Genomic DNA, 4,605 nt, shown 5'->3' with positions numbered 1-4,605 from the left:
GGCGCGCCGCTTCGATCTGCCGCGCGGTGATGCGGGCAGGCTCCTGCGCCTTGAGGCCAAAAGCCCCAAAATCCAGATTCATTCCACCCTTGGCCTTGCCATGGATACGGCCCTTGTGGGCCTTGCGGAACTTCGTGCGCTTCGGTTGCAACATGGTCGAAACTCTCTTCGCTCAATTCTTCGCGGCTCAGGTCCGCTCTTCGCGACGCTGACGTCCACCGCCCTCACCGCTGCCTTCAAGCGCGCGGCGCTCTGAAGCCATCGGATCGTGCTCCAGTATCTCGCCTTTGTAGATCCAGACCTTGACGCCGCAGGTGCCATAAGCCGTCTTCGCGGTCGCCACGCCGTAATCAATGTCAGCGCGCAGCGTATGCAGCGGCACACGACCTTCGCGATACCATTCCGTCCGCGCGATCTCGGCACCGCCGAGACGTCCCGCGCAGTTGATACGGATACCGCCGGCGCCGAGGCGCATGGCCGACTGCACGGCCCGCTTCATCGCCCGGCGGAACGCCACGCGGCGCTCAAGCTGCTGCGCGATGTTCTCGGCGACCAGTGTCGCGTCGATCTCGGGCTTGCGCACTTCAACGATGTTGAGATGCACTTCGGACGCCGTGATCTTGCCGATGTCCTTGCGCAGCTTCTCGATATCCGCGCCCTTCTTGCCGATCACGACGCCGGGACGCGCCGTGTGGATCGCCACGCGGCATTTCTTGTGCGGACGCTCGATAACGATCTTCGAGACGCCAGCCTGCTTCAGCTGACCTTCAAGCATCTCGCGGATCTTGATGTCCTCATGCAGCAGCTTGCCGTATTCCTGACGGCCCGCGAACCAGCGCGAATCCCAGGTCCGGTTGATACCCAGGCGCAGTCCGATCGGATTGACCTTGTGACCCATCAGGCTTGCTCCTCGACTTGCCGAACGACGATCGTGATCTGGCTGAACGGCTTTTCGATACGGCCAACGCGACCGCGCGCCCGTGCATGCCAGCGCTTCATCACCAAATTCTTGCCTACATATGCCTCAGCAACGACGAGGTCGTCGACGTCGAGGTCATGATTGTTTTCCGCATTCGCGATCGCGCTCTGCAGAACCTTCTTCACGTCATCCGAAATCCGCTTGCGCGAGAAGGTGAGATCGGCGAGCGCCGTGTCGACCTTCTTGCCGCGAATGAGCTGCGCCACGAGGTTGAGCTTCTGCGGGCTCACCCGAAGCATCCGGCCAACGGCCTGCGCTTCGTTCTCGGGCAGGCGACGCTTTGTTGCAGCTTTGCCCATGACTTAGCCCTTCTTCGATTTCTTGTCGGACGTGTGTCCGTAGTAGGTGCGCGTCGGCGAAAACTCGCCGAACTTGTGGCCGACCATGTCCTCGGTCACCAGCACCGGAATATGCTTCTTGCCGTTGTGAACACCGAAGGTCAAACCGACAAACTGCGGCAGAACCGTTGAACGGCGGCTCCACATCTTGATGACTTCCTTGCGGCCCGACCCGCGCGTGGCTTCCGCCTTCTTGAGAAGGTAGCCATCCACGAAGGGACCTTTTTTGACTGAACGCGCCATATCGAGCTCCCTTGACCCTACTTCTTCTTCTGGTGCCGGCTGCGGACGATAAACTTGTCCGTCGACTTGTTGGCACGTGTTTTCTTGCCCTTGGTCGGCTTGCCCCACGGCGTGACCGGATGACGGCCGCCGGAGGTGCGGCCTTCGCCGCCGCCATGCGGATGGTCGACCGGGTTCATCACGACGCCACGCACATGCGGGCGCTTGCCGAGCCAGCGGTTGCGGCCCGCCTTGGCAATGGTGATGTTTGAATGGTCCGGGTTCGACACCGCACCGATCGAGGCCATGCAGGTGCCGGGCACCATCCGTTGTTCACCCGACGAAAGACGCAGCAGGGCATACCCCTGATCACGACCGACAAGCTGCACATAGGTGCCCGCCGAACGCGCGATCTGACCGCCTTTGCCCGGTTTCATCTCCACATTATGGACGATGGTGCCGACCGGAATATTCGCCAGCGGCATCGCATTGCCCGGCTTCACGTCAACCCGGCTGCCCGACACAACGGTGTCGCCAACGGCGAGCCGCTGCGGCGCCAGGATGTAGGCGAGGTCCCCATCCGCATATTTGACCAGCGCGATGAACGCCGTGCGGTTCGGATCGTATTCGAGCCGCTCGACAGTTGCCGGCACATCGAACTTCGAACGCTTGAAGTCGACCATGCGATAGCTGCGCTTGTGCCCGCCGCCCCGGAACCGCACCGTGATGCGGCCGTGATTGTTGCGGCCGCCCGATTTCGACAGACCTTCAGTCAGCGCCTTGACCGGTTTGCCCTTGTAAAGACCGGAGCGGTCGACAAGAACAAGACCGCGCTGCGCGGGGCTGGTCGGTTTATATTTTTTCAATGCCATGGTTTCAGAGCCCGGTCGTCACATCGATCGAGTGACCATCTTCGAGGGTCACGATCGCTTTCTTGAAATCGCTCTGCCGCCCCGCAATACCGCGGAACCGCTTGGTCTTACCCTTCCGGATCAGCGTATTGACCGCCTTCACCTTTACGTCGAAAAGCTTTTCCACCGCTTCCTTGACCTGCGGTTTCGTCGCCTTCGGGGCCACTTTGAAAATGACCTGATTGGCTTCCGAGGCCATCGTCGCTTTTTCGGTAATTACCGGCGACAGGATGATGTCGTAAAGATGCGCGTTCATTTGAAGCGGGCCTCCAGGCTTTCGACCGCCGCCTTGGTCAGAACCAGCGTCTCACGGCGCAGAATGTCGTAGACGTTGATGCCTTGGACCGGCAGCACATCCACATTCGGAATGTTGCGCGCCGCAAGGGCGAAATTGTCATCGAGTTCGGCACCGTCGATGATCAGCGCCGATTTAAGGCCGAGCTTGGCAAACGCTTCCTTCATCGCCTTGGTCTTCGGGTCTTTGAGCTTCGCCTCGTCGAGAATGACGAGATTGTCGCTTTTGGCTTTGGCCGACAGCGCCAGTTTCAGCGCCAGGGCACGGACCTTTTTCGGCATGTCGATCGCATGACTGCGCACAACGGGTCCGAAGGCCTTACCGCCGCCGCGAAACTGCGGTGCTTTGCGATCACCGTGACGCGCGCCGCCCGAACCCTTCTGCTTGACGAACTTCTTGCCCGTCAGCGCGATTTCGGAACGGCCCTTGGTCTTGTGCGTGCCGGCTTGCCGCTTTGCGAGCTGGTACGTCACCATGCGGTGCAGAATGTCGGCGCGGGGCTCAAGCGCGAACACCTCGTCCGTCAGTTCCACCGTGCCGGCCTTCTTGGCCTCGAGGGTTTTCACGTCGGCCTTCATCACGCACCTTCCTTCTCGGCGCCGGCATCCGCCGCATCGGCAGCCGCAGGAACCTCTTCAGCCGCGACAGGCACCGCTGCTGCTTCGCCGTTACGACGGAACGCACCCGGCATCGGCACACTGTCCGGCAGCTTGCTCTTCACCGCATCGCGCAGCAGCACCCAGCCGCCCTTCGAACCCGGAACTGCGCCTTTCACCATGATCAGGCCCTTCTCGGCGTCCGTGCGGACGACTTCGAGGTTCTGCGTGGTGACGCGTGTCGCGCCCATGTGGCCGGCCATCTTCTTGCCTTTAAAGACCTTGCCCGGATCCTGGTTCTGGCCCGTCGAGCCGTGGCTACGATGGCTGACCGAGACGCCATGCGTCGCCCGCAGGCCGCCGAAATTATGGCGCTTCATAACGCCCGCAAAACCCTTGCCGATCGAGGTGCCGCTGACATCCACGAGCTGGCCCGCCACGAAATGATCGGCGGTGATTTCCACGCCGATGTCGAGCAGGTTGTCGGGCGTCACTCGGAACTCGACGAGTTCCAGCTTCGGCTCCACCTCAGCGCGCGCGAACTGACCGCGCTGCGCATTCGGCACATTCTTGGCTTTGGCGCGACCCGCACCAAGCTGAACGGCCGTATAGCCGTTCTTATCATCCGTGCGCTGACTGACAACCTGACAGTTGTCGAGCTTCAGCACTGTGACCGGGACATGACGACCATCTTCCATAAAGAGGCGCGTCATACCGACCTTTTTGACAATCACACCGGAACGCATGGGTCCCATTCCTCGTTCTGTTCCAAGAGCAAGCACGTCTTAGAGCTTGATCTCGACGTCCACACCGGCAGCAAGATCGAGCTTCATCAGCGCATCGACCGTCTGGGGGGTGGGATCTACAATGTCGAGCACACGCTTGTGTGTCCGGATTTCAAATTGTTCGCGACTCTTCTTGTCGATATGCGGGCCGCGAAGCACCGTGAACTTTTCAAGTCGGGTCGGAAGCGGGATCGGACCGAGCACTTGAGCGCCGGTACGTTTTGCCGTGTTGACGATCTCGCGCGTCGATACGTCGAGCACACGATGATCGAACCCCTTCAACCGGATGCGAATCTTCTGCCTTTGCATTTTCGGTCCCTGTGCCTCTCGGCCTTGCGCTTTCGCGACTTGAAAAGTGAGAGGCGCGGTCGGACCGCGCCTCCGTCAACTCTGTTACTTCAACACTTTAGAGACGACGCCTGCACCGACGGTGCGCCCGCCTTCGCGGATGGCGAAGCGGAGCTTCTCTTCCATCGCGA

At 60.8% G+C, this 4,605-nt stretch carries 9 protein-coding genes and 1 pseudogene; all 10 read right to left on the bottom strand.

Translation table 11 applies throughout. The features are described 5' to 3' along the window. Window positions 1-154: ribosomal protein L16 (locus tag WEB61_RS06890; protein WP_368063593.1), on the bottom strand; the 154-nt coding region annotated here is incomplete at its 3' end. Window positions 155-187: 33 nt separating this feature from the next. Then, window positions 188-898: a 30S ribosomal protein S3 gene (gene rpsC / locus WEB61_RS06885; protein ID WP_368063591.1), complete on the bottom strand. Its 711-nt coding sequence runs from the start codon at window positions 896-898 to the stop codon at window positions 188-190. After that, entirely contained in the window at window positions 898-1,278 is a 381-nt protein-coding gene (rplV, locus tag WEB61_RS06880) for a 50S ribosomal protein L22 (protein ID WP_368063590.1), read from the bottom strand. The genes rpsC and rplV overlap by 1 nt, the downstream gene beginning before the upstream one ends. Before the next feature lie 3 nt (window positions 1,279-1,281). Continuing rightward, window positions 1,282-1,560, bottom strand: coding sequence for a 30S ribosomal protein S19 (rpsS, locus tag WEB61_RS06875; RefSeq protein WP_368063589.1), 279 nt, complete (start codon window positions 1,558-1,560; stop codon window positions 1,282-1,284). A 17-nt stretch (window positions 1,561-1,577) separates the two neighbouring features. Then, window positions 1,578-2,411 carry a 50S ribosomal protein L2 gene (rplB, locus tag WEB61_RS06870; RefSeq protein WP_368063588.1) on the bottom strand — a complete coding sequence of 278 codons (834 nt, stop codon included), beginning with the start codon at window positions 2,409-2,411 and terminating at the stop codon, window positions 1,578-1,580. Window positions 2,412-2,415: 4 nt separating this feature from the next. Further along, complete coding sequence (locus WEB61_RS06865) at window positions 2,416-2,706, bottom strand: 50S ribosomal protein L23 (RefSeq protein ID WP_304735159.1); 291 nt, start codon at window positions 2,704-2,706, stop codon at window positions 2,416-2,418. Beyond that, window positions 2,703-3,323, bottom strand: coding sequence for a 50S ribosomal protein L4 (rplD, locus tag WEB61_RS06860; protein WP_368063592.1), 621 nt, complete (start codon window positions 3,321-3,323; stop codon window positions 2,703-2,705). Before rplD ends, WEB61_RS06865 begins: the two co-directional genes overlap by 4 nt. Next, complete coding sequence (rplC, locus tag WEB61_RS06855) at window positions 3,323-4,087, bottom strand: 50S ribosomal protein L3 (RefSeq protein WP_368063587.1); 765 nt, start codon at window positions 4,085-4,087, stop codon at window positions 3,323-3,325. The genes rplD and rplC overlap by 1 nt, the downstream gene beginning before the upstream one ends. Before the next feature lie 39 nt (window positions 4,088-4,126). Next, window positions 4,127-4,435, bottom strand: coding sequence for a 30S ribosomal protein S10 (gene rpsJ / locus WEB61_RS06850; protein ID WP_012111657.1), 309 nt, complete (start codon window positions 4,433-4,435; stop codon window positions 4,127-4,129). Window positions 4,436-4,519: 84 nt separating this feature from the next. After that, window positions 4,520-4,605 (bottom strand): annotated as a pseudogene (locus tag WEB61_RS06845) (elongation factor Tu); the annotation flags it as partial.

Origin of the sequence: Parvibaculum sp. (genome assembly GCF_040882025.1) — a bacterium.
Taxonomy (GTDB): Bacteria; Pseudomonadota; Alphaproteobacteria; order Parvibaculales; family Parvibaculaceae; genus Parvibaculum.
The sequence above is the reverse complement of the archived record's forward strand: the minus strand, read 5'-3'. Positions and strand labels throughout refer to the sequence as shown.

What these genes read in the sequence shown, in the direction of transcription:
- rpsS (WP_368063589.1), bottom strand. Translation starts at nt 1,560, where the DNA reads ATGGCGCGTTCAGTCAAAAAAGGTCCCTTCGTGGATGGCTACCTTCTC.
- WEB61_RS06865 (WP_304735159.1), bottom strand. Translation starts at nt 2,706, where the DNA reads ATGAACGCGCATCTTTACGACATCATCCTGTCGCCGGTAATTACCGAA.
- rpsJ (WP_012111657.1), bottom strand. Translation starts at nt 4,435, where the DNA reads ATGCAAAGGCAGAAGATTCGCATCCGGTTGAAGGGGTTCGATCATCGT.
- rplV (WP_368063590.1), bottom strand. Translation starts at nt 1,278, where the DNA reads ATGGGCAAAGCTGCAACAAAGCGTCGCCTGCCCGAGAACGAAGCGCAG.
- rplC (WP_368063587.1), bottom strand. Translation starts at nt 4,087, where the DNA reads ATGCGTTCCGGTGTGATTGTCAAAAAGGTCGGTATGACGCGCCTCTTT.
- rpsC (WP_368063591.1), bottom strand. Translation starts at nt 898, where the DNA reads ATGGGTCACAAGGTCAATCCGATCGGACTGCGCCTGGGTATCAACCGG.
- rplD (WP_368063592.1), bottom strand. Translation starts at nt 3,323, where the DNA reads ATGAAGGCCGACGTGAAAACCCTCGAGGCCAAGAAGGCCGGCACGGTG.
- rplB (WP_368063588.1), bottom strand. Translation starts at nt 2,411, where the DNA reads ATGGCATTGAAAAAATATAAACCGACCAGCCCCGCGCAGCGCGGTCTT.